Source organism: Flavobacterium sp., assembly GCF_027482425.1.
Lineage (GTDB): Bacteria > Bacteroidota > Bacteroidia > Flavobacteriales > Flavobacteriaceae > Flavobacterium.
On the sequence record NZ_JAIXWA010000054.1, the window covers coordinates 155,579 to 177,849 of the forward strand.

Below are 22,271 nucleotides of genomic sequence, written 5' to 3' on the forward strand. Positions count from 1 at the left end.
TTTGGGTGAAGAATGCTAAATACCGATTGATTGTATGTCGAAATTTGGAGAACTTATCAACGCACAAGTCCCTGTTTTAATCGACTTTTACACCGAATGGAACGAATCTTCAGTTTCAATGCATCCGGTGATTCGCGATGTTGCTGCGGCCTTAGGCGATAAGGCAAAAGTGATTAAAATTGATGTGGATAAAAATCAAGAGCTGGCAGAAGCCCTACGTATTAAAGGGGTTCCCACGTTAATGATTTACAAAAACGGTCAAATGGTATGGCGGCAGTCTGGAGAATTGGATGCCAACTCCTTGATTGCATTGGTTAAAGATCAGATTTAGGAAGGATTTCACCGCGATATCCTTGCGCTGTAAGATAGGCTAGAGCCTTTGGTAATACTGTTTTCAGGTTGCCAAAGGCTTTTTTGCTATCATGAAAAACGATAATGCTACCCGGTTGTACATTTTTGGTAATACTTTTTAGGCAATCTTCAGGGGTTGTATTTACATCCCAATCATACGTAAGAATATCCCACATTACAGGAATTAGATTGTGGGAGCGCAACTGTTGCGGTTGGCCCAATTTTAATTTGCCGTACGGCGGACGAAACAGCAAAGGAGTGCGTCCCAAATGAGTCTCCATACTCGTTGTACAGGCCTTAATGTCCTCGAGATAGGCTGCTCGTGATGTTTTCCAACTGTTGCGATGATGGTAGGTATGGTTTCCGATGCCATGGCCTTTTTTTGTAAGGGATTGCGCGATGTCGGGATACTGATCTACATTATTTCCAATGAGAAAAAAAGTGGCTTTAAAATCGTATTGAGCCAACGTTTCCAGTACCCATGGCGTGATTTCAGGCGTTGGTCCGTCATCAAACGTAAGGTACACCACCCGTTCGGTTTGCGGAATGTCCCAAACCAAATTTGGGGTGCATTTTTTTACCCAAAACGGTGTTTTTATCCATCGCATCATGGCTGCAATATCGTAAAAAAAAATGCTCCAATTACGGAGCATTTCCAGTTATTCTTTATCGCGCCCAAATTGCGGGAATCGCGCGGTATATTGATTAAAGGCTTGGCGATTTTTTTGATAGAAGTCAATGTCGCCATTTTTCTTACTAACGCGAAGCAAGCTGCGGTATCGTTCAATAGCCGAAACGATGTCGGTACCCATAAACGATTTGTCAGCGGGGGAGAACGTCGTGTAGTACAACAATTCTTGTTGGTATTTTGCAAAAAGTTGAGCCATCAACGCGCGGGCTTTTTCTTTTTCACCCACTTTATAATAGCCATTGGCAAAAGGTTCTAGCGTTAAATAGTAGCCGTAATAGTCCAAAGGCATTTTATCAAGGGCGAGTTCGATAATTTTTTTCGCTTCGGGAATACGACCTTCGGCGATAAGTGCATCCATCGTTCGCGCCATGTTACCACGGTAGGAAATGCAGTTGCGTCGGGTTTCGGGATCGTGGTAAATGTTGGTCCTTTCGCCATTGCCCCATTTCCAATTCATAATTAATTTGTACATCTTATCAGTGTCCAATTGCCCCATGTCGGGATAATTTTCTTCAATCACAGGTGTTTTGATTGGCACTAACTTGTACACCATACCGTCTAATTGCAAGAAATCTTTCATCCACAAATAATCGTCATCCCCAAAACTTCCGGGGCTGAAATAAATCGGACGTTTCCAATTGTTATTGTTGAGGATGTCCAACATAATCAAACGGTTTTTGTATAACGCACCTCCTTTGATGTCCAAATCGATGTAGGGAACAATGGAATCGGCTTGTTTGACGTTGACGATATTATGTTTTAATATTGAAGTTTTGTCCACAGGGATGCGCACTTTATTAGTAGGGAAGAAATGGAGACGGTGTCCACTTTGCATTTCGATGGTGGTCAGGGTGTCTTCACTTTTCGCAAACTCGATAAAGTCTTTTAAGTTCCAACGGTTTTCGGTTTGTTTATGGAATAAAATCACATCGCGGTTATCGGCTACAATTTGACTGTGCGAGAAGGATATGGGTAGCCCTTCCGAAAGATTGGTTTTTTGCTTCATTTGATCAATGTACCAATCGGTCATCAACAAACTCGTATTCACAATGCGAACATCGGTGCGGTATCCTTCAATTTCTTGCGCATACCAAAGCGGGAAAGTATCGTTGTCACCAATAGTAAACAAGATGGCGTTTTTGTCGCACGAGTCCAAGTAGTTTTTCGCCATCGCAATAGCCGTATACCGGTTGGAACGGTCATGATCATCCCAGTTTTCTTTGGCCATCAAAATGGGAGACACCAACAAGGATACGGCAATGGCCGACCAACCCGCCGTTTTGGCATTGATTTTCTCTGCGATCATTTCGTAGAGGGCAAAAACGCCAAATCCAACCCAAATCGCAAACACAAAGAAAGAGCCTACCAAAGCGTAATCGCGCTCACGGGGTTCGAAGGGACGCTCGTTCAAATAGATTTTTAAGGCTAATCCCGTAAATAAAAACAAAGTAAGTAAAACATAGAACGATTTTAGATCCCGTTGTGCATGGTACATCAGTCCAAGTAAGCCCAAAAAGAAAGGCAAGAAATAATAGAAATTACGCCCTTTGTTATTTTTAACATCGTCGGGTAAATTGTCTTGCGAACCCAAATGCATTTCATCAATCGCCTTAATGCCCGACATCCAGTTGCCATCGAGGTTGTCATAGCGGCCTTGATTGTCGTTTTGACGTCCTACAAAGTTCCACAGCAAATAGCGGCCATACATATAGCCAAATTGGTATTCAACCATAAAGCTGATGTTTTGCCAAAACGTTGGTTTTTCTACTTCAATATATTCGCTGTAGTATTTTAAGAAGCTGATGTAGTCTTCGTTGTCCAATCGTTTTTGATTGAATGCTTGACGAAAAGCAGCTACTTCTTCTACTAATTCTTGATTGTCGGCAAACTCAGGTTTGATCGTAAACTTCGGCACCCCTACAAAGTTCATGTACCCTTTTACATTGTCGTTGCTCCACAAACGCGGGAGGATAGCGCGGTGCTTGCTATTGGAGTTTTGCTCTGCTTTTTCGTAATTGTTGACGATGACATACTTGCCTGTTTTTTCGTCGCGCTCATAGTTTGGTTTTTTATCCAAATAAGGTTCCTCTTCGTCGGCTCCAGCAAACATATCGGTGTATTGAGGCCCGTAAAACAAGGGGTTGTATCCGTACTGTTCACGGTTGTAATAGGCGAGTACTTCGGCAGCATCGGAGGGTTTGTTCTCGTTGATGGGTGTATTGGCATTGGCGCGCAAAGGAAGCATTAACCAAGTCGAAAAACCTACTAAAACAAACAGGATGCACAACAGAGCCGTATTGACGGCAGGTAATTCTTTTTTTTGAGTGTATTGTAATGCGAAATAAAAGAACCCAACGATGGCTAAAAAGGCGATAAGTGTCCCGGAGTTAAATGGCAATCCGAAAGAGTTCACCATAAAAATTTCCGTTTTAGCAAAAAAAGCTAAGGTGTAGGGTAAGAGTAGTTTGAAAATGAATAAGAGGATTGCAATAATAATGACGTTGGCTAGGATAAAACTCTTGAGCGTCACCTTAGGGTATTTTTTAAAGAAATACAAAAACCCGATGGAAGGTAAAGTCAACAAAGCCATGAAGTGTACGCCAAAGGAAAGTCCAATCATCAAACTAATTAATAGTAACCAACGATTTCCATGGGGTTTGTCCATGTCGGCTTCCCAACGTAATCCCAACCACAACAACAAGGCAATCATAAACATCGCCATTGCATATACCTCGGCTTCCACAGCATTAAACCAAAAACTATCGGAAAAGGTGAAGGTTAGGGCTCCCACGAGTGAGGCTCCTAAAATTACTTTAAGGTTGGTTTCGTGAAGTGTTGTATAACGGCTTACAATTTTTTGCAAGAGCAAGGTGGAAGACCAGAAAAGAAATAAAATGGTAAAGGCACTCGAAAATACCGAGAGCATATTAACCATGAGCGCTACTTTGTCGGGATTCACTGCAAAAAGGGCAAAAAAGGCGCCCAACATTTGAAAAAGCGGTGCTCCCGGAGGGTGACCGACTTCTAAGTTGGCAGCAGTAGCAATGTATTCCCCGCAATCCCAAAAACTCATGGTTGGTTCTACGGTAAGGCTGTAGCAAAGTAAAGCGATAGCAAAAGCTGTCCAACCCAGAATGTTGTTCCACTTTTTAAAGTCAAAAGGCGTCATAGTATGGTTTATGTATTATGGTGCAAAGAAACTATTTTTTTGTGTATTGCTCCATGGGTTAACAAAAAATTCTAAAAAACTGATTTACATGCATTCCCCAAACGCAAAGGGATGGGTTTTCGTATGATGCCAAAAAAAAGAACTTAAAAAAATGCAAAACGTTTGCTTAAATAAAAAAAAGCCATAAATTTGCACCCGCAATATTGGTCTATGGTGTAACGGTAACACTACTGATTTTGGTTCAGTCATTCAAGGTTCGAATCCTTGTAGACCAACAAAAAAAACCCGACGTACTGTCGGTTTTTTTTTATACCAAAAAGCCAAGGAGAACCAGGCTTTGTGTACTTAGATTTTAAAGGTTACTACAGGGCGTTGCGCGTGGTTTACTAAATCCTCACTGATACTTCCATTAAAGAAGTGTGCCAATCCTTTACGGCCGTGTGTGCTCATTCCGATGAGATCGGCATCAATACTGTTGGCAAAGTTCAAAATTCCTTTTTCTACATTGGTTTCGTTGTAGATGTGTGTGACGTAATTGTTGATTTGGAAATTACGGACGAATCCATCAATGATGCCTTGCGCTGTCGAAGTTGATTTAAAGTTGTTGGGCGTATTGATCATCACTAAGTGAAGGGTCGCTCCAAATTTGTTGGCAAATTCTACTGCTTTGGTAAAGGGTTGACGGGTTTCGTCTGAGAAATCAGAAGCGAAAACAAATTTGTCTACATTGAATTCTCCCATATCTTTTTTAATAATTAACACAGGAACTTCGGCATTACGCACAACTTTCTCGGCATTTGAACCGATGAACATTTCTTTGTAGCCGCTTGCGCCGTGAGACCCCATGATAATCAAGTCTACATTGTTTAAACGGCTAATATTTAAAATGCCTTCGAAAGCCATTTCAAATTGGATTACTTCAGAAACATTGATTCCATCCAAATAGGGTGAATCCATGATTTCTTCAAGCTTGTTAATGGCCGCGTTTTTGAAAAACATTAATTCGGGAATATCGTGACCTGTACTGATAGCATCGCTTCCTTCGTGTGGTAATTCCAACATGTGTAATAAAATGATCTCGCCGTTGTTTTTGCGTGCGATTTGAGCAGCAACTTTTAAGGCGTATTCGGCGTGTTCAGAAAAATCCGTTGGGATAAGAATTTTTTTCATTGTAACGAAATATTATGGTTTTTGTTTATTTATTAGGTTGTATAAAAGTACAAAAAAAATATCAACCCTTGCTGTTTTTCTAAAATAAAAAAAACCTATATTTGCACCGTTGTTTAACGAATGATGCATAATGAGGGAAGCAGGGCTTCCCTCTTTTTATAACAAAAGATGACCTTCAAAGAAAAAGTAGCGCAGTTGTTGGAACAAGGTTTGGTTGAGAAGCCACACTTGTTTTTAATAGATGTTTCGATTTCAGATAGTTACAAAATTAGTGTAACTTTGGACGGGGATAATGGAGTAACTTTACAGGACTGTATGGATATCAGTCGCGCCATTGAACATCATTTGGATCGAGAAGAAATTGATTTTTCATTGGATGTAGCGTCGGCAGGTGTTGGATCGCCCTTAAAATTAGTGCGTCAATACCAAAACAACGTAGGACGTTGGTTGATTGTAAAGACAACTGAGGGCACTCTGATTGAAGCGGTTTTAGAGGCGGCGGATGAACAGAAAATTACGCTCATTTGGGAAGCACGTGAACCGAAAAAAATAGGAAAGGGTAAGGAAACCGTTCAAAAAGTGATGGAAATTCCCTATGCCCAAATCAAAGAAGCAGTGGTTACAATAAAATTCTAATAAATCATTATATAATGGAAAATCTTGCATTAATAGAATCATTTTCTGAGTTTAAAGATGACAAATTAATCGATCGTGTTACGCTAATGGCTATCCTTGAGGATGTTTTTCGTAACGCCTTGAAGAAGAAATATGGTTCTGATGACAATTTTGACATCATTATCAACCCTGACAAAGGAGATATGGAAATCTGGAGAAATCGTGTAGTCGTTGCCGATGGTGAAGTTGAAGATTCAAATTCTCAAATTTCCCTTTCGGAAGCCCGTAAGATTGAGCCCGATTTTGAGGTGGGTGAAGACGTTTCGGAAGAAGTGAAGTTGATTGACTTGGGCCGTCGTGCTATTTTGGCGTTACGTCAAAACTTGATTTCAAAAATTCACGAACACGACAACACCAACTTGTACAAGCAATTTAAAGATATTATAGGTGAAATTTACACGGCTGAGGTGCACCATGTGCGTCCTAAAGTGGTGATTTTGGTGGATGATGATGGGAATGAAATTGTATTACCAAAAGAAAAACAAATTCCTTCCGACTTTTTCCGTAAAGGTGATAATGTAAAAGGAATTATCGAAAGTGTGGAGCTGAAAGGCAACAAGCCACAAATTGTAATGTCGCGTACTTCAGAAAAGTTCTTGGAGAAATTGTTTGAACAAGAAATCCCAGAAGTATTTGACGGTTTGATTATGATTAAAAAAGTGGTACGTATCCCTGGAGAGAAAGCTAAAGTAGCGGTTGATTCCTACGATGATCGTATTGACCCCGTGGGAGCTTGTGTTGGAATGAAAGGTTCTCGTATCCACGGCATTGTTCGTGAGTTAGGCAACGAAAACATTGACGTAATTAACTTTACATCCAATCCTTCTTTGTTGATTTCAAGAGCGTTGAGTCCAGCAAAAGTATCTTCCATCAAGTTAGATGAAGCACGTAAATCGGCAGAAGTTTTCTTAAAATTAGAGGAAGTTTCCAAAGCGATTGGTCGTGGCGGACAGAATATCAAATTGGCTAGTTTGTTAACCGGCTATGAATTGGATGTCATTCGCGAAGGAAGCGCTACAGAAGATGATGATGTTGAATTAACTGAGTTCTCAGATGAAATCGATGGATGGATTATCGATGAATTTGCCAAAATCGGATTGGATACAGCCAAAAGTATCCTCAAACAAGATGTAGCCGATTTAGCCCGAAGAACCGATTTAGAAGAAGAAACCATTCTTGAAGTGATGCGTATTCTGAAAGAAGAGTTTGAAGACTAAATAATACCTACATTTACAAAAGAATACAGAACTTAATTACACTATATGTCTGACGAAAGAAATATACGAATTAACAAAGTTTTACGGGAATTAAATATTTCTCTGGACCGAGCCGTGGACTTCCTAAAAGAAAAAGGAATCTCCATTGATTCGAATCCGAATGCCAAAATTTCTGCGGTTGAATTTGATATTCTTCAAAATCAATTTGCAGGGGATCGTGGAAATAAAGAAGCTTCCAAAGGCGTAAGCGAAGAAATTCGCAAAGAAAAAGAAGCGTTGCGTTTAGAACGTGAGCGCGAACTGGAAGAAAAAAAACGCCAAGAAGAAGAACGTCAACGTCAAGAAGTAATTAAGGCTAAAGCTGTAGTCACAGTACCAAAACCTGTAGGAAAAATTGATTTAGATCAAAAAACGGCTCCAGATTCTGAACCCGCACCAACTCCACCACCGGCGCCCGTATCAGTTTCTAAAGAGCTTGAAAATACGAATGAAGTTACCCTCGAAGTAAAGGAACAACCTAAGTCGGGTAAACCAAAAGAAGCAGCGCCAGTGCCAACACCCGTTGAAGGTCAAGACGATACGTACAGAACGATTTATACGAAGTTGACAGGGCCTGTTGTAGCTGGTGAAAAAATAGACTTGACCAAGTTTGAAAAGCCCAAAAAGAAGAAAGAAGAGGGTGCCAAAGAAGGGGAAGGTAAAAATAAACGTAAACGCATTCAAGCCAAACCCGATGCCCGTCCTGGTGGAGGAAATCCCAATGCGGGAGGTAACGCTAATAAAGGGGGTAATTCTAAGTTTGGGAATAAACCTGGTTTCCAAAAAGGAGGCAATCGTCCGGCTATTGTTCAAAAAGTAGAACCTACGGAGGAAGAAGTTAAAAATCAAATTAAAGAAACCTTGGAGCGTCTTCAAGGAAAAGGAAATAAATCGAAAGCGGCGAAATACCGTCGTGAAAAACGGGATACCCACCGTCAACGAAATGAAGACGAATTACAAGCTTTGGAAGAAGGAAGTAAAATCCTTAAAGTAACCGAGTTTGTAACGGTAGGGGAGATTGCCAGTATGATGGATGTGCCAATTACAAAAGTGATTGGAACCTGTATGTCTTTGGGAATTATGGTGACCATGAACCAACGTCTTGATGCAGAAACCTTGACTATTGTGGCCGATGAATTCGGATTTGAAGTGGAATTTATCTCCACCGAAATTGAAGAAACGATCAAAGTGGTTGAAGACCGCGAAGAAGATTTGAAATCCCGTGCCCCTATTGTTACGGTGATGGGTCACGTTGACCACGGAAAGACTTCGTTGTTGGATAACATTCGTAAAACAAATGTAATTGCTGGAGAATCTGGTGGAATTACACAGCATATCGGGGCTTATGCGGTAACTTTAGAAAACGGGAAGCGAATCACATTTCTAGATACGCCTGGTCACGAGGCCTTTACGGCGATGCGTGCACGTGGAGCTCAAGTTACTGACGTCGCCATAATTGTATGTGCTGCCGATGACGATATCATGCCGCAAACCAAAGAAGCCATCAGTCACGCGCAAGCGGCTGGTGTTCCGATGATTTTTGCCATTAATAAAGTGGACAAGCCAGCGGCCAATCCCGAACGTATTAAAGAGCAATTGGCTCAAATGAACTTATTGGTTGAAGATTGGGGTGGAAAATACCAATCCCATGAAATTTCAGCAAAGTTTGGTCAAGGGGTCAATGAATTGTTGGAAAAAGTGTTATTGGAAGCTGAAATTTTAGACTTGAAAGCCAATCCTAATAAACCAGCCATTGGTACCGTTGTGGAAGCACAATTGGATAAAGGCCGAGGATACGTAACCACAATATTGGTGCAAGCGGGTACTTTGCAGGTAGGCGATTATGTATTGGCCGGTAAAAATCATGGAAAAGTAAAAGCGATGTATGATGAACGCGGTCACAGTATTAAAGTGGCAGGTCCTTCAACACCCGTTTCTATTTTAGGCTTGGATGGTGCTCCTACCGCGGGAGATAAATTCAATGTATTTGAAGACGAACGCGAAGCGAAACAAATTGCAGCCAAGCGAACCCAACTTTTACGAGAACAATCGGTTCGTACGCAAAAACATATAACGTTAGCCGAAATCGGACGACGTATTGCATTAGGTCAGTTTAAAGAATTAAACGTGATTTTGAAAGGAGACGTGGATGGTTCAGTAGAAGCACTATCCGATTCGTTCTCTAAATTATCTACCGAGGAAATTCAAATCAATATCATTCACAAAGGTGTAGGTGCGATTACGGAGTCTGATGTTATGTTAGCTTCAGCTTCTGACGCGATCATCATCGGATTTAACGTTCGTCCGGCAGGGGCTGCCAAACAATTGGCAGAAAAAGAAGAGATTGATATTCGTAATTATTCGATTATTTACGATGCTATCGATGATTTGAAAGACGCTATGGAAGGGATGTTATCACCGGAGATGAAGGAAGAAATCACCGGGAATGCAGAGATTCGCGAAACCTTTAAAATATCCAAAGTGGGAACCATTGCAGGATGTATGGTCACCGATGGTAAAATATTCCGTAACTCACGCATTCGTTTGATTCGCGAGGGGGTGGTAATATTTACAGGCGAACTTACCGCATTAAAACGTTTTAAAGATGACGTAAAAGAAGTTTCCAAAGGGTACGATTGTGGTATTCAAATCAAAAATTACAACGATATTCAAATCAACGATATCATCGAAGCTTACCACGAAGTTGAGGTCCGTAAAAAATTGAAATAATTAGCAATTTGATATAAAAAAAGCGGTTCAAGTGAACCGCTTTTTTTATGCTCTATTGGGTTTAACAACCAAAGCGTTGGGATATTTTTTTTTGAGCAGGATAAGGTTTCTTTCGGCTTCAATTCTACTTTTGAAATTACCGACCCAAACCTTATACATTGGAGTGCTAAAAACTATTGTAGCATCGTATTGTTTGTTGTCTTTGCGAAACAGAGCCAACATTTTTTTAGCATCTTCACTGGCCCCACTAAATAGTTGAATTTTATAGCGATTGTTAACGGTAATCGCTGCATTAATTTTTCTTTTTTCAGCTAATAACTGTTCAAATTTAGGGTCTTGTTCAACGGTAACTTGTTGGCTAAAAAGGGTGTTAAAATTTAAAAAAAACAATCCCAAAAAAAGCCACTTTTTCAAAGGTTTTGAAAGCCTTATTTTCATAATCTTTTGATTTAGATGCAAATGTAAGAGTATCCTTTTATTTATGCTAAAATTTTACTATTTAGAATTGTTATAAATTGTTATTTTACATTCTTTTTAGGTTTTGATAATAGTCCATAAATCGTATTTTTGCTCAAGTTTTTAAAAAAGTGTATAGTTTCCTCTTGAAATACCTTCAAAAAACTATGCCAAAACGTCGATAATCATTAATAATATGAAAAAAGTGGGTAACCATAATTCGATTTCAAAAATGTATTCCTTCGGGTTAGCATTAATGCTAACGTTTTCACTCTCTACTTTTGCTCAAGATCCAGCTCCAGCAGCTCCGGCAGCAGCCCCCGCAGATGCGGCAGCAGCAGCACCAGCAGCTCCAGCAGGCGGTGATGCGGCTAAAGGGAAGGAATTGTTCAACACCAACTGTGCGGCTTGTCACAATTTAGATAAGCCAATGACAGGCCCTGCACTTCGTGGGGTAGCCAATAAGTACGATAAGGCATGGTTGTATAAGTGGGTTAAAAACAGTTCGGCCTTGATTGCTTCAGGCGATGCTCAAGCAGTGAAAGTTTTTGAGGAAAATGGGAAGAAAGTAATGACGGCTTTCCCGCAGTTAACAGATGCTGATATTGATAACATCATAGCTTACACTTCTGAGCCGAAGCCAGAAGCTCCTGCTCCTGCCGCGGGTGCTGTAGGTCCTGCAGGACAAGGGGCTAGTGCTGAAGGAGGCATTTCAAATGAAATCATTTTAGGTGCTTTGGCCATGGTAATGCTCATGTTGGTGGTAATGTTGTTGTTGGTCAACAATGTTCTAACCAAGATTGCGAAGTCCAATGGTGTTGAAATTCCGACTACAAAGCGTAATACTGTTTCTGTTTGGAAATCTTTTGCTCAAAACCAGTTCTTAGTGTTAGTTACTTCTATATTTTTACTTTTAGCAAGTGGATATTTTGCCTATGGGTATTTGATGCAAATCGGGGTAGATCAAGATTATGCGCCAATTCAGCCGATTCATTATTCGCATCGTATTCATGCTGGAAGCAATGGAATTGATTGTAAATATTGTCACTCGGCAGCGCGTGTTAGTAAAAATGGAGGTATTCCTTCTTTAAATATCTGTATGAATTGCCACAAAAATATTTCTGAAGTTTCAGATACCACTGCTACTGCAGAATACTCGAAAGCATTCTACGATGCCCAAATTCAAAAATTGTATGATGCAGTAGGTTGGGATAAATCTACGCAATCGTACACGGGAAAAACAAAACCTGTAAAATGGGTGCGTATCCACAATTTACCTGACTTTGCTTACTTCAACCACTCTCAGCACGTAACCGTAGCGGGTATAGAGTGTCAAAAATGTCATGGCCCTGTAGAAACTTACGAGATTCAAAAGCAATTTGCCCCTTTAACCATGGGTTGGTGTATTAACTGTCACCGCGAGACTGAGGTGAAAATGGAAGGCAACGCTTACTATGAAAAAATCCATGCTGAACTTTCCAAAAAATATGGCAAAGAAAAGCTAACCATCGCCGACATGGGTGGTTTGGAATGTGGTAAGTGTCACTATTAATCAATTATTAAGAAGCTAATATTTATATACGATGTCATCTAACAAAAAATACTGGAAAAGTGTTGAAGAACTAAACGAAAATAGTTCTATTGTTGAGACGCTTAGAAATAATGAATTCGTGGAAGAAATTCCAACCGATGCGTTTTTATCCGACGAATCTTTATCTTCTTCATCAACTTCCCGTCGTGATTTCTTAAAATATGTTGGTTTTTCCACTGCTGCTGCAACTTTAGCGGCTTGTGAAGGACCTGTGCATAAATCAATTCCTTATGTAGTGCAGCCAGAAACGATCATTCCTGGTGTCGCTGATTATTATGCTACTACGATGTTTGATGGTTTTGATTTTGCTAACTTATTGATCAAAACACGTGAGGGTCGACCCATTAAAGTTGAAAACAACCGTTTGACAGGAGCAAAATTTGCGGCTAACGCTCGTGCGCACGCCTCTGTATTGTCCTTGTACGACAGTTTGCGTTTACAAAATCCGAAAATTGAAGGAAAGAATGCTTCTTGGTCGGATGTGAATGCGCGCATAAAAGCCTCTTTGGCTGAAGCAAAAGCCTCTGGGAAACAAGTTGTATTGTTGACATCTACTCTAGCGAGCCCATCTACAGAACGATTGATTGCCGATTTTATTGCAAAAAATCCAACGGCTAAGCACGTAGTATATGATGCTATTTCTGAGTCTTCGGCTTTGGATGCATTCGAAACCGTATACGGCGAACGTGCACTTGCGGATTATGATTTTTCAAAAGCGGCAATGATTGTCTCTATTGGGGCTGACTTCCTTGGCGATTGGCAAGGAGGTGGATATGAAAGTAGCTACGCTCAAGGGCGTGTGCCTCAGAACGGTAAAATGTCAAAACATTTCCAATTTGAAGCCAACATGACTTTGTCTGGAGCTGCTGCTGACAAACGTGTTCCGATGACTGTCGCTGATCAAAAACAAGCTTTAGTAAAAATATATAATGCACTTACAGGTTCTTCCATTGGAACTGCAAAAACAGCGCATGATGCTGTTATTGCTAAAGCCGCTGAACAGTTAAAACAAGCGGGTTCTAAAGGACTTTTAGTTTCTGGAATTCAAGATAAAAATGCGCAACTTTTAGTATTTGCCATTAACCAAGTATTACAAAGTGAAGCGTTAGTACAGGCAGGTGTTCGTTACGTTCGCAAAGGGAATAATGTTCAAGTGGCTCAATTGCTAAAAGATATGGCTGCTGGTGCTGTACACTCATTAATTATGAGCGGTGTGAATCCTGTCTATACCCTTGCTGACGGAGAAGCTTTTGCCAATGCTTTAGGTAAAGTAAAGCTTTCTGTAAGTTTCACACAACGTGAGGATGAAACGGCTTTAAAAACAACCATTGCGGCTGCAGCACCTCATTATTTAGAATCATGGAATGATCACGTGTTGACTAAAGGTTCTTATTCTTTAACCCAGCCTACGATTCGTCCCTTATTCAATACCAAACAATTCCAAGAAGCTTTAATGACTTGGAATGGTGTAGCTGGCACCTATTACGATTATATCAAAGCAGGTGCAACTGGATTTTTAGGAAGTTCAACTTGGAATCAAGCCCTACATGATGGTTTTACGGTTTATGGGGGTGGTAATTTGGCAGGTGGAACAGCTGATTATGCTGCTGCGGCCTCAGCTTTAGCCGCTTCAAAAGGAGCCGGATTTGAGTTGGTGTTGTATTCAAAAACAGGTATGGGTGACGGTCAACAAGCCAATAACCCATGGTTGCAAGAATTCCCCGATCCAATTACACGTGTTTCTTGGGACAACTATTTAACCCTTTCACAAGCTGATGCTGATGCATTGAAAGTAGGTAATACTATTGTTGCCAACGGTGGTTTAAATGGAAGTTACGTTACGTTAACCGTTAATGGAACTACACTTAAAAATGTTCCAGTTATTGTTCAACCTGGCCAAGCTAAAGGTACTTTTGGTTTAGCATTTGGTTACGGACGTAAAGCTGCTTTAAAAGAAGAAATGCAAGTAGGGGTTAGTGCATACACCTTATACAAAAACTTTAATGATGTTCAGTCGGTAGAGATTACTGCTGAATCTAGAGACCACGAGTTTGCTTGTGTTCAATCGCACAAAACTTTAATGGGTCGCGGCGACATCGTTAAAGAAACAACCTTAGAGATCTTCAATACGAAGGATGCAGAGATTTGGAATCCTGTTCCAGTGGTTTCTTTGGATCATAAAGAAATCGAAGCTACGAAAGTAGACTTATGGGAATCTTTCGACCGCTCTATAGGTCACCACTTCAATTTATCGATTGACTTAAACAGTTGTACAGGTTGTGGAGCCTGTGTGATTGCATGTCATGCTGAAAATAACGTACCTGTAGTGGGTAAATCTGAGGTCAGAAGAAGCCGTGACATGCATTGGTTGCGTATTGACCGTTACTATTCATCAGAAGAAACTTTTGCTGATGATGTGGCGAAGAAAAAAGATTTTGATGGATTATTCGGAGACAAAGGTTCGTTAGGTGGATTCGGTCAAATGGAAAACCCAGCTGAGAATCCTCAAGTAGTTTTCCAACCCATCATGTGTCAGCACTGCAACCATGCGCCTTGCGAAACGGTTTGTCCAGTAGCGGCTACTTCACACGGTCGTCAAGGTCAAAACCAAATGGCATACAACCGTTGTGTAGGAACACGTTATTGTGCCAACAACTGTCCGTATAAAGTGCGTCGTTTCAACTGGTTCTTATACAACCACAACGATGAATTTAATTTCCACATGAATGATGATTTAGGTCGTATGGTAGTGAATCCGGATGTGAACGTTCGTTCGCGTGGGGTTATGGAAAAATGTTCAATGTGTATTCAGAAAACACAGTTGACTATTTTAACGGCAAAACGTGAAGGAAGACCTGTTGAAGCTAACGAATTTGAAACTGCTTGTTCGGCGGCCTGTAGCACGGGTGCTATGGTGTTTGGCGATGTAAACAATAAGGAAAGTGAAGTGGCTCAATTGGCTGAAAGCAACCGTATGTACCATTTATTGGAGCATGTGGGTACGAAACCTAATGTATTCTACCACGTAAAAGTTAGAAATACCTAATCAATAAATTAATAAGAAACACTATATAGGATTATGTCGTCTCATTACGAAGCACCCATTAGAAAGCCATTAGTTATAGGTGATAAAACTTATCACGATGTAACTGTTGATGTTGCTGCTCCTGTAGAAGGAAGAGCCAACAAACAATGGTGGACCGTTTTTTCAATCGCTTTGGCCGCCTTCCTTTGGGGAATAGGCTGTATCATCTATACCATTTCAACCGGTATCGGAACCTGGGGTCTCAACAAAACAGTGGGTTGGGCTTGGGATATTACCAACTTCGTTTGGTGGGTAGGTATTGGTCACGCTGGAACCTTAATTTCCGCTGTACTTTTACTTTTCCGTCAACGATGGAGAATGGCGATTAACCGTTCAGCAGAAGCCATGACCATTTTCTCGGTAGTACAAGCAGGTTTGTTCCCGATTATTCACATGGGTAGACCTTGGCTCGCTTATTGGGTATTGCCTATTCCTAACCAATTTGGTTCTTTGTGGGTGAATTTTAACTCACCACTTTTATGGGACGTATTTGCTATTTCAACCTATCTTTCCGTTTCTTTGGTATTTTGGTGGACAGGGTTATTGCCCGACTTTGCGATGCTTCGTGACCGTGCCGTAACGCCTTTTTCAAAACGTGTATATTCTATATTAAGTTTCGGTTGGAGCGGTCGCGCCAAAGATTGGCAACGTTTTGAAGAAGTTTCTTTAGTATTAGCCGGTTTAGCAACTCCTTTGGTACTTTCTGTACACACCATCGTATCCTTTGACTTTGCTACTTCTGTAGTTCCAGGATGGCATACTACGATTTTCCCACCTTACTTCGTTGCAGGTGCAGTATTCTCTGGATTTGCGATGGTAAACACGCTGTTGATTGTAATGCGTAAGGTATCTAATTTGGAGGCTTATATTACATTACAACACATTGAATTGATGAACATTATTATCATGATCACAGGTTCAATTGTAGGGGTGGCCTATATTACAGAGTTGTTTGTGGCTTGGTATTCGGGTGTAGAGTATGAGCAATATGCTTTCTTGAACCGTGCTACTGGACCTTATGCTTGGTCGTATTGGTTAATGATGACGTGTAACGTATTTTCACCTCAGTTTATGTGGTTTAAAAAATTACGTACAAGTATCATGTTCTCCTTCATCATTTCGATTGTCGTAAATATTGGGATGTGGTTTGAGCGTTTCGTAATTATTGTAACTTCATTACACCGCGACTACCTACCTTCTTCATGGACGAAATTTTCACCGACTTTTGTTGATATCGGTATCTATATCGGAACTATCGGATTCTTCTTTGTATTGTTTTTATTGTATGCTCGTTCATTCCCAGTGATTGCTCAAGCGGAGGTGAAAACAATCTTGAAATCCTCTGGAGATAACTACAAAAGAGCCCGTGAAAAAGAAGGACATAATCATCATTCAGATAATCATTAATAAACGTCATGAGCAGTACAAAAGTTATTCACGCACTATATAACGATGACGATGTATTGATGGATGCTGTAAAGCAAACCCGTAAAGCACATCATCATATTGAAGAAGTATTTACTCCATTTCCGGTGCACGGTCTGGATAAAGCGATGGGATTAGCGCCCACACGTTTAGCGATTTGCGCTTTCATTTATGGATGTATTGGTATTTCAGTAGCCACTTGGATGATGTGGAATATCATGATTAATGATTGGCCCCAAGATATCGGTGGAAAACCAAGTTTCAGTTACCTTCAAAACATGCCGGCTTTTGTTCCAGTAATGTTTGAAATGACGGTATTTTTTGCCGCTCACTTGATGGTAATTACTTTTTATATGAGAAGTCGTTTATGGCCTTTCAAAAAAGCTGAAAATCCAGATGTACGCACTACAGACGATCACTTTTTAATGGAAGTGTCGGTTTCTGGCGATGAGGAAGCAATGGTAGCTTTCTTCAAAAATACAGGTGCTGTAGAAGTTAAAGTTATTGAAAAGCATTAAGACCATGAAGAATAGTTTAAAAATAGCCATGATGTTTGGAGCTGTAGCTTTATTCACAGCTTGTAAAGACGATAAATCACCGAATTACCAATACATGCCCAACATGTATGAATCGGTGGCTTATGAAACCTATGCTGAGTCGAATGCTTTCAATTCAGTCAATGCGAAAAGTGAAAACGGAAAAGAAGGACAGATTCCGCCGGTTGGAACCATCAAAAGAGGTCATGTTCCGTATGAATTACCCAATTCTACTGAAGGATACGAAGCTTCCAAAGCCGTTGTAAATCCCTTTCCAGCCGATAAAATTGACATGAAAAAAGCGGAAGAATTGTATGTAATTTACTGTGCCATTTGTCATGGAACTGCTGGAGATGGAAAAGGGAAATTGGTTACGCAAGGAAAATACTTAGGGGTACCTAATTACAAGGACCGTCAAATCACTGAAGGAAGTGTGAATCACGTTTTGATGTACGGTTTGAACTCCATGGGTTCCTACGCCAATCAGTTAAACCGTGAAGAACGTTGGATGGTATCGCATTATGTGATGCAATTGAAAAGCAAATTATAATTGTAGAATTATCAGATTAATATAGATATGTACACATTTTCACAAAGATTAAAAACCTCGGCCTTCATTCTAATTGCATTAGGATTGGTAGGTATCGTATATGGGTTTTTATCTACTCCGAAAACTATAGAAGATGTTGAGAAAATTGTTGCTGCGGCTCATCATGAGGGTCATGGCGGACACGGTGGTCATGCCACTGCTGCTTCTCACGATACCCATGTAACTCCTAACCATGAGGCTCACGCTGCAAAAACAGAAGCGCACCATGAAGCTACTCACAAAACGGAGGAAGCGCATACAGTTTCAAAAGATACAACGCATGTAGCGACAACCGATTCAATCGCACAGCCTGTAGCTCCTACAACTGCGAAAAAAACGCTATCTATTGTTCCCAAGAAAGAGAAACATATCGATACTGCGGTAGCCCATAAAGAACATATTGAGCATGTGATGCATCAACTACAAAATAAGCCATGGGCGGCTTTGTATGTAGCTTGTATCTTTTTCTTATTGGTAACCATGGGAGCGTTAGCTTTCTATGCCATTCAACAAGTAGCACAAGCCGGTTGGTCTCCGGTATTGTTCCGCGTCATGCAAGGAATTACCGCTTATTTACCCGTAGGATCTATTATTTTCTTCGGATTATTGCTAGCGTCTGGTTTACACATGAACCACTTGTTTACTTGGATGGAGGATGGCGTAACCAAACCCGGTTCACCAAACTATGATGCTTTAATTGCAGGAAAATCGGGGTATTTGAATTTTGGTTTTTGGATTATCCGTGCCGCTGTTTTCTTGTTGGGTTGGAACTTATATCGTTACTTCTCACGAAAAAACTGTTTGGCTCAAGATGAAGCTTCCGATGACGCTTACTACAAGAAAAATTTTAAGCTTTCTGCTACTTTCTTAGTATTCTTTATTGTGTCTGAATCCATTATGGCTTGGGACTGGATTATGTCCTTAGATCCTCACTGGTTTAGTACTTTGTTTGGTTGGTATGTATTTGCGAGTTTCTTTGTAAGTGGAATTACAACCATTTCAATGGTTACTTTGTATTTAAAATCAAAAGGATATTTAGAATATGTAAATTCTAGTCATATTCACGACTTATCCAAGTTTATGTTTGGGATTAGCGTGTTTTGGACGTACTTATGGTTCTCTCAATTCATGTTAATTTGGTATGCCAATATTCCTGAAGAGGTTACTTATTTCATAACACGTATCAACGATTACACGTTACCTTTCTGGGGCGCTGTCGGATTAAATTTCGTATTCCCGTTCTTAACCTTAATCAATACTGATTTCAAACGTGTAGCACCAATAGTAGTTACAGCCGGTGTTGTAATTTTATTCGGTCATTATATTGATTTCTTCAATATGATTATGCCTGCTACAGTAGGTGATCAATGGTTTATCGGTGTATCCGAAATCAGTTCTGTATTGTTCTTCTTAGGCTTATTTATTTTGGTTGTATTTAATGCTTTAACCAAGGCACCACTTACGCCAAAACGTAATCCATTCATGGAAGAAAGTAAACATTTTCATTATTAATATTTAAAGAAAAGAACAAATGACAGCTTTATTAGTAGTTCTTGTTTTAGTTTTATTATCTGTAGCCTTGTGGCAGTTAAGCAAGATTTTTGCATTAACGCAAATTGGTAAAAAATCCACTGATGAATCCTCTCAAGTTGCGGGTGATAACGACAATAGAGTCAATGGTTACTTAATGTTCGGATTTTTGGCCTTCATTTATTTGATTACCATTATCTGTATCGTAAAATATGGTTCCTATCCATTAATGAGTAATTCTGCATCTGAACATGGTGTAGAGGTTGATCAATTGATGTGGATTTCCATGATTTTGATTTTCTTCGTACAAACAGTGACGCAAGCGTTACTTCATTATTATGCCTACAAATATTCAGGTAAAAAAGGTCAGATAGCAGCTTATATCTCTGACAATAATAAGTTGGAATTTATTTGGAGTGCTATTCCAGCCATCGTATTGGCTGTATTGATTTTCTTTGGTTTATATGCATGGACAGACATCATGTTTATCAATGAAAAAGAAGAAAAGCCAATAGTGATTGAAGTTTACGCTCAACAATTCAAATGGACTGTTCGTTATGCTGGGGAAGATAATGTATTAGGAAAAGCTAACGTTCGTTTAATTGAAGGGGTAAATACGCTAGGAGTAGATTTAGCCGATCCCAATGCACAAGACGATATCGTTGCGGAAGAATTGCACATCCCTAAAGGTAAAAAAGTAATCTTCAAGATTCGTTCTCAAGATGTATTGCATTCCATGTACATGCCTCACTTCCGTGCACAGATGAACTGTGTACCCGGTATGGTTACGCAATTTGCTTTTACACCAATCATGACCACGCAAGAGATGCGTGATACGCCTGAAATGATTGCCAAAGTGGACAACATTAATGCAATCCGTACGAAAAAGAGCAAAGAATTAGAAGCACAAGGGAAAACAGGTTTAGATCCTTATACTTTTGACTATTTACTTCTGTGTAACAAAATTTGTGGTTCTTCACATTACAACATGCAAATGAAAGTGGTGGTGGACGAACCTCAAGACTACCAAAAGTGGTTGAAAGAAAAAACCACTTTGGTTCAAGCCGTTAAAAATGCCGCTAAAGCAGATGCCGCCGCTGCTGCTGGTACAACACCATCAGACACAACCGCTACCAAACCTGATACAACGGTAGTAGCGCAAGCAAAATAATTAGAAAGATAATTTATATTACTAGGATATGAGTCACGCACACGACCTTCACATTGATGATCATGCACATGATCACCACCACAAGGATACTTTCATTACAAAGTATATCTTCAGTATTGACCATAAAATGATTTCCAAGCAATACCTACTTACAGGTATCATCATGGGGATCATCGGGGTGGGTATGTCTCTTTTGTTCCGTATGCAATTGGCATGGCCGGAAGAGTCCTTCAAAGTATTCAAGTTTTTCCTTGGTGAGCGTATGGCTCCCGATGGAGTAATGACCAACGAAGCTTACCTAGCATTAATTACCATTCACGGTACGATTATGGTATTCTTCGTGTTAACGGCCGCTTTGAGTGGTACGTTTAGTAACTTATTAATTCCATTACAGTTGGGTGCGCGTGACATGGCCTCAGGTTTCCTTAATATGGTCTCCTATTGGTTGTTCTTCCTTTCCAGCGTCATCATGGTTGTTTCTTTGTTCGTTGAATCAGGACCTGCATCTGCGGGTTGGACAATCTATCCTCCATTGAGTGCCTTACCACAAGCGATTCCTGGTTCAGGATTAGGTATGACACTTTGGTTAGTATCCATGGCAATCTTCATCGCATCCTCTTTGTTAGGTTCACTTAACTATATTGTGACGGTGTTAAACCTACGTACCAAAGGGATGAGCATGACGCGTATGCCTTTAACCATATGGGCTTTCTTCATAACTGCTGTAATCGGGGTTATTTCTTTCCCTGTACTTTTGTCGGCTGCTTTATTGTTGATCATGGACCGTAGTTTCGGGACTTCCTTCTTCTTGTCCGATATCTATCTTGCAGGTGAAGTTTTAGATTACCAAGGGGGTTCACCCGTATTATTCGAACACTTATTCTGGTTCTTGGGTCACCCTGAAGTATATATCATTTTATTACCCGCTTTGGGGATTACTTCAGAAGTAATTGCAACCAACTCACGTAAACCTATCTTCGGATACCGTGCAATGATCATGTCCATTTTAGCGATAGCATTCTTGTCCACTATCGTTTGGGGTCACCACATGTTCATCTCTGGAATGAATCCCTTCCTAGGGTCGGTATTTACCTTTACCACCTTATTGATTGCAATCCCTTCTGCAGTGAAAGCGTTCAACTACATCACAACCATTTGGAAAGGGAACTTACAATTGAACCCTGCGATGTTGTTCTCCATAGGATTAGTATCTACATTCATCACGGGCGGTTTGACTGGAATTATCTTAGGTGACAGTACCCTAGATATCAACGTTCACGATACATATTTCGTAGTAGCTCACTTCCACTTGGTAATGGGTATCTCGGCATTGTACGGAATGTTTGCTGGAATTTACCACTGGTTCCCTAAAATGTACGGTCGTATGTTGAACAAAAATTTAGGGTATGTTCATTTCTGGGTAACCGCTATCTGTGCTTACGGAGTATTTTTCCCAATGCACTTTATCGGTATGGCTGGTTTACCACGTCGTTACTATACCAACACCAACTTCCCTATTTTTGATGATATGCAAGATGTAAACGTGGTTATAACGATGTTTGCCTTAATCGGAGGTGCCTTCCAGTTGGTATTTATCTACAACTTCTTTAGTTCGATCTTCTATGGTGAAAAATCACCTCAAAATCCTTGGCGTTCTAACACCTTAGAGTGGACTGCTCCTGTAGAACACATGCACGGTAACTGGCCTGGTGAAATTCCAGAAGTCCACCGTTGGCCTTATGACTACAGCAAGCCTGGGCATGACGAAGATTTCGTACCTCAAAATGTACCGATGAAACCTGGAGAAGAGGTTCTTCATCACTAAAATATCACAAAAGCCTTTCTT

Annotated in this window: 16 protein-coding genes and 1 tRNA gene; 13 read left to right on the forward strand and 4 right to left on the reverse strand. The window is 40.3% G+C overall.

Annotated elements, in window-relative coordinates; all coding sequences use genetic code 11:
- The first annotated feature begins 34 nt into the window (after positions 1-34).
- Positions 35-331 carry a co-chaperone YbbN gene (locus Q0037_RS08020; RefSeq protein WP_073363488.1) on the forward strand — a complete coding sequence of 99 codons (297 nt, stop codon included), beginning with the start codon at positions 35-37 and terminating at the stop codon, positions 329-331.
- Here Q0037_RS08020 and Q0037_RS08025 read toward each other — a convergent pair.
- Entirely contained in the window at positions 315-1,004 is a 690-nt protein-coding gene (locus Q0037_RS08025; RefSeq protein WP_297517115.1) for a polysaccharide deacetylase family protein, read from the reverse strand. The genes Q0037_RS08020 and Q0037_RS08025 overlap by 17 nt on opposite strands.
- A gap of 6 nt (positions 1,005-1,010) precedes the next feature.
- Positions 1,011-4,211, reverse strand: coding sequence for a DUF2723 domain-containing protein (locus Q0037_RS08030; RefSeq protein ID WP_297517116.1), 3,201 nt, complete (start codon positions 4,209-4,211; stop codon positions 1,011-1,013).
- Between the two features lie 204 nt (positions 4,212-4,415).
- Between Q0037_RS08030 and Q0037_RS08035 the strand changes: the two genes are divergently transcribed.
- Positions 4,416-4,486, forward strand: a tRNA-Gln gene (locus Q0037_RS08035).
- A 70-nt stretch (positions 4,487-4,556) separates the two neighbouring features.
- Here Q0037_RS08035 and Q0037_RS08040 read toward each other — a convergent pair.
- Positions 4,557-5,381, reverse strand: a complete 825-nt coding sequence (locus Q0037_RS08040) for a universal stress protein (protein ID WP_297517117.1) — start codon at positions 5,379-5,381, stop codon at positions 4,557-4,559.
- A gap of 168 nt (positions 5,382-5,549) precedes the next feature.
- On the opposite strand from Q0037_RS08040, the gene rimP reads away from it, so the two are divergent.
- The 3 genes from rimP to infB are packed head-to-tail and all read left to right on the forward strand — an operon-like array spanning position 5,550 to position 10,042.
- Positions 5,550-6,017, forward strand: a complete 468-nt coding sequence (gene rimP, locus Q0037_RS08045; protein ID WP_297517118.1) for a ribosome assembly cofactor RimP — start codon at positions 5,550-5,552, stop codon at positions 6,015-6,017.
- 14 nt (positions 6,018-6,031) lie between these two features.
- On the forward strand, positions 6,032-7,273 hold the full coding sequence (gene nusA / locus Q0037_RS08050; RefSeq protein WP_297517119.1) for a transcription termination factor NusA: 1,242 nt from the start codon (positions 6,032-6,034) through the stop codon (positions 7,271-7,273).
- 45 nt (positions 7,274-7,318) lie between these two features.
- Entirely contained in the window at positions 7,319-10,042 is a 2,724-nt protein-coding gene (gene infB, locus Q0037_RS08055) for a translation initiation factor IF-2 (protein WP_297517120.1), read from the forward strand.
- Positions 10,043-10,087: 45 nt separating this feature from the next.
- Here infB and Q0037_RS08060 read toward each other — a convergent pair whose 3' ends face one another.
- Positions 10,088-10,480: an SPOR domain-containing protein gene (locus Q0037_RS08060; RefSeq protein ID WP_297517121.1), complete on the reverse strand. Its 393-nt coding sequence runs from the start codon at positions 10,478-10,480 to the stop codon at positions 10,088-10,090.
- 214 nt (positions 10,481-10,694) lie between these two features.
- Here Q0037_RS08060 and Q0037_RS08065 point away from each other — a divergent pair, with 214 nt between their 5' ends.
- The 8 genes from Q0037_RS08065 to Q0037_RS08100 are packed head-to-tail and all read left to right on the forward strand — an operon-like array spanning position 10,695 to position 22,250.
- Complete coding sequence (locus Q0037_RS08065) at positions 10,695-12,050, forward strand: c-type cytochrome (protein ID WP_297517122.1); 1,356 nt, start codon at positions 10,695-10,697, stop codon at positions 12,048-12,050.
- Positions 12,051-12,081: 31 nt separating this feature from the next.
- Positions 12,082-15,135 carry a TAT-variant-translocated molybdopterin oxidoreductase gene (locus tag Q0037_RS08070; RefSeq protein ID WP_297517123.1) on the forward strand — a complete coding sequence of 1,018 codons (3,054 nt, stop codon included), beginning with the start codon at positions 12,082-12,084 and terminating at the stop codon, positions 15,133-15,135.
- A gap of 33 nt (positions 15,136-15,168) precedes the next feature.
- Positions 15,169-16,581 carry an NrfD/PsrC family molybdoenzyme membrane anchor subunit gene (gene nrfD, locus Q0037_RS08075; RefSeq protein ID WP_287784553.1) on the forward strand — a complete coding sequence of 471 codons (1,413 nt, stop codon included), beginning with the start codon at positions 15,169-15,171 and terminating at the stop codon, positions 16,579-16,581.
- A gap of 8 nt (positions 16,582-16,589) precedes the next feature.
- Positions 16,590-17,117, forward strand: a complete 528-nt coding sequence (locus Q0037_RS08080; protein ID WP_287784551.1) for a DUF3341 domain-containing protein — start codon at positions 16,590-16,592, stop codon at positions 17,115-17,117.
- A gap of 4 nt (positions 17,118-17,121) precedes the next feature.
- On the forward strand, positions 17,122-17,685 hold the full coding sequence (locus Q0037_RS08085) for a cytochrome c (RefSeq protein WP_297517124.1): 564 nt from the start codon (positions 17,122-17,124) through the stop codon (positions 17,683-17,685).
- A 27-nt stretch (positions 17,686-17,712) separates the two neighbouring features.
- Positions 17,713-19,236 (forward strand): quinol:cytochrome C oxidoreductase, encoded by a 1,524-nt coding sequence (locus Q0037_RS08090; RefSeq protein WP_297517125.1) that lies wholly within the window; start codon positions 17,713-17,715, stop codon positions 19,234-19,236.
- A gap of 19 nt (positions 19,237-19,255) precedes the next feature.
- A complete protein-coding gene (locus tag Q0037_RS08095; RefSeq protein WP_297517126.1) occupies positions 19,256-20,425 on the forward strand; it encodes a cytochrome c oxidase subunit II in 1,170 nt (389 codons plus the stop codon).
- Between the two features lie 28 nt (positions 20,426-20,453).
- The gene (locus Q0037_RS08100) at positions 20,454-22,250 is read left to right on the forward strand and encodes a cbb3-type cytochrome c oxidase subunit I (protein WP_297517127.1); all 1,797 of its coding nucleotides are present in this window, start codon (positions 20,454-20,456) and stop codon (positions 22,248-22,250) included.
- Positions 22,251-22,271 lie beyond the last annotated feature (21 nt).